This window comes from Burkholderia sp. Tr-862 (assembly GCF_011753085.1).
GTDB lineage: Bacteria > Pseudomonadota > Gammaproteobacteria > Burkholderiales > Burkholderiaceae > Burkholderia > Burkholderia ambifaria.
Genome location: NZ_VWWG01000342.1, coordinates 1 through 1,707 on the forward strand (window position 1 = coordinate 1; position 1,707 = coordinate 1,707).

At 69.1% G+C, this 1,707-nt stretch carries 2 protein-coding genes and 1 pseudogene; all 3 read right to left on the bottom strand.

Annotated features, from left to right (window positions below; genetic code table 11):
• On the bottom strand, positions 1-475 hold a 475-nt coding region (gene cheD / locus F3J14_RS34655), incomplete at its 3' end, for a chemoreceptor glutamine deamidase CheD (protein WP_166726724.1).
• The gene (locus F3J14_RS34660; RefSeq protein WP_166726725.1) at positions 472-1,449 is read right to left on the bottom strand and encodes a CheR family methyltransferase; all 978 of its coding nucleotides are present in this window, start codon (positions 1,447-1,449) and stop codon (positions 472-474) included. The genes cheD and F3J14_RS34660, both read right to left, overlap by 4 nt.
• A 3-nt stretch (positions 1,450-1,452) precedes the next feature.
• Positions 1,453-1,707, bottom strand: a pseudogene (locus F3J14_RS34665) (methyl-accepting chemotaxis protein); the annotation flags it as partial.

Genomic DNA, 1,707 nt, shown 5'->3' on the forward strand with positions numbered 1-1,707 from the left:
TCGGCATGAACGCGACCTTGCGCGGGTGCACGCCCTGCAGATCCTCCGCGGTGATGCGAATGCGTTCGAGCGCGAGATAGCGGCGCACGAAATCCGCGTTGCGATCGCCGATGTTGATCGTCGTCATCCCGGCCAGCACGGCCGCGCCGCCAAACACCTTCGCCTCGATGCGCTCGCGGCGCCCGCCGGCCTTGATCAGTTCGTTGATCAGCACTTCCATCGCGTACGCGCCGTAGCGCATCGAATCCGACGCGGCCGCGCCAGCATCGGCGCCGTCGTCGGGCAGCATGAAGTGATTCATCCCGCCGATGCCCGCGAGCGGATCGTGCAGGCACGCGGCGACGCACGAGCCGAGCACGGTCATCAGCACCATGTCCTCGGACGTCGTGTAGAACTCGTTCGGCAGCAACTTCACGCCCGGGCGTTCGAAGTGATTGTCGAAGTAGCGATTGGTCGCGATCGGCAGGCCGCTCATTCGCGTTCTCCGTAAGCGAGCGCGGCACGCGCAGGGATGCGCGGCGGCGCTGCGGCGGCCGGCGCCGCGCCGCGCGGGCGCGAGCCTTGCGCGGCATCGCGCGTCAGTTCGTACACCGTCTGCCCGCGCAGCCGGAACGCCTGCGTGACGTACGTGAAATTCTCCGAATGCCCGGCGAACAGCAGCCCGCCCGGCTTCACGAGCGGCTCGAAGCGCGACAGCACCTGCCCTTGCGTCGGCTTGTCGAAATAGATCATCACGTTGCGGCAGAAGATCGCGTCGAACGGCTTCGCGATCCCGTAGTCGGCATCGGTCAGGTTCAGCTGCTCGAAGCGGATCATCGCGCGCAGTTCCGGGCGCACCTTCACGCGGCCGGCCTGCGCGCCCGTGCCCTTCAGGAAGAAGCGCTTGAGCCGCTCCGGGCTCAGGTGCTTGACCTGGTCGTACGTATAGATGCCGGCCTCGGCCTTCGCGAGCACCTGCGTGTCGAGGTCGGTTGCGAGGATCGACGCGCCGCGCGCGGCCGATTCGCCGAGCGCCTCGATCAGCGTGATCGCGATCGAGTAAGGTTCCTCGCCGGTCGACGCCGCCGAACACCACACCGACACGGGCGCCGCACGCCCCTTCACGAAGTCGGCAAGGATCGGGAAATGGTGCGACTCGCGGAAGAACGCGGTCAGGTTCGTCGTCAGCGCGTTGGTGAACGCCTCCCACTCGAGCGGATCGTCCTCCTGCTCGAGCAGGTCGAGGTAGTCGCGGAACGTGTCGAGGCCGCGTGCGCGCAGCCGGCGTGCCAGCCGGCTGTACGCCATGTCGCGCTTGTGCTCGGACAGCGAGATGCCTGCGCGTTGATGGATCAGCGCGCGGATGCGTGCGAAATCCGCGCCGGTAAACGCGAAGTCGCGCCCCGGCTCGCCCGCGCGGGGCGAGGTATCCGGTGCATCGGGTCGAAACGGTGCGCGCGCGGACGGCATGGCTTAGAAGGTCTCCCAGTCGTCGTCGGAGGCACCGACCGCGGCCAGTGCCGGCTTCTCGCCGTTCAGCGCCGGACGCACCAGCGCGGGCTTCTCGGCCGGCTTGGGCGATGCCGCGGCCGCCTTCGCGAGACGCGGGCCGTAGCCGCCCGCGGCCGGCGCTTCCTTCGATGCGCGTGCGGCGGAATCCGTAGGGCGCTTCGCTTCGGAGCGCGTCGCCGGTGCCGCGGCATGCGGCGCGGGCGACGCGCTCCGAAG

What these genes read in the sequence shown, in the direction of transcription:
- F3J14_RS34660 (WP_166726725.1), bottom strand. Translation starts at nt 1,449, where the DNA reads ATGCCGTCCGCGCGCGCACCGTTTCGACCCGATGCACCGGATACCTCG.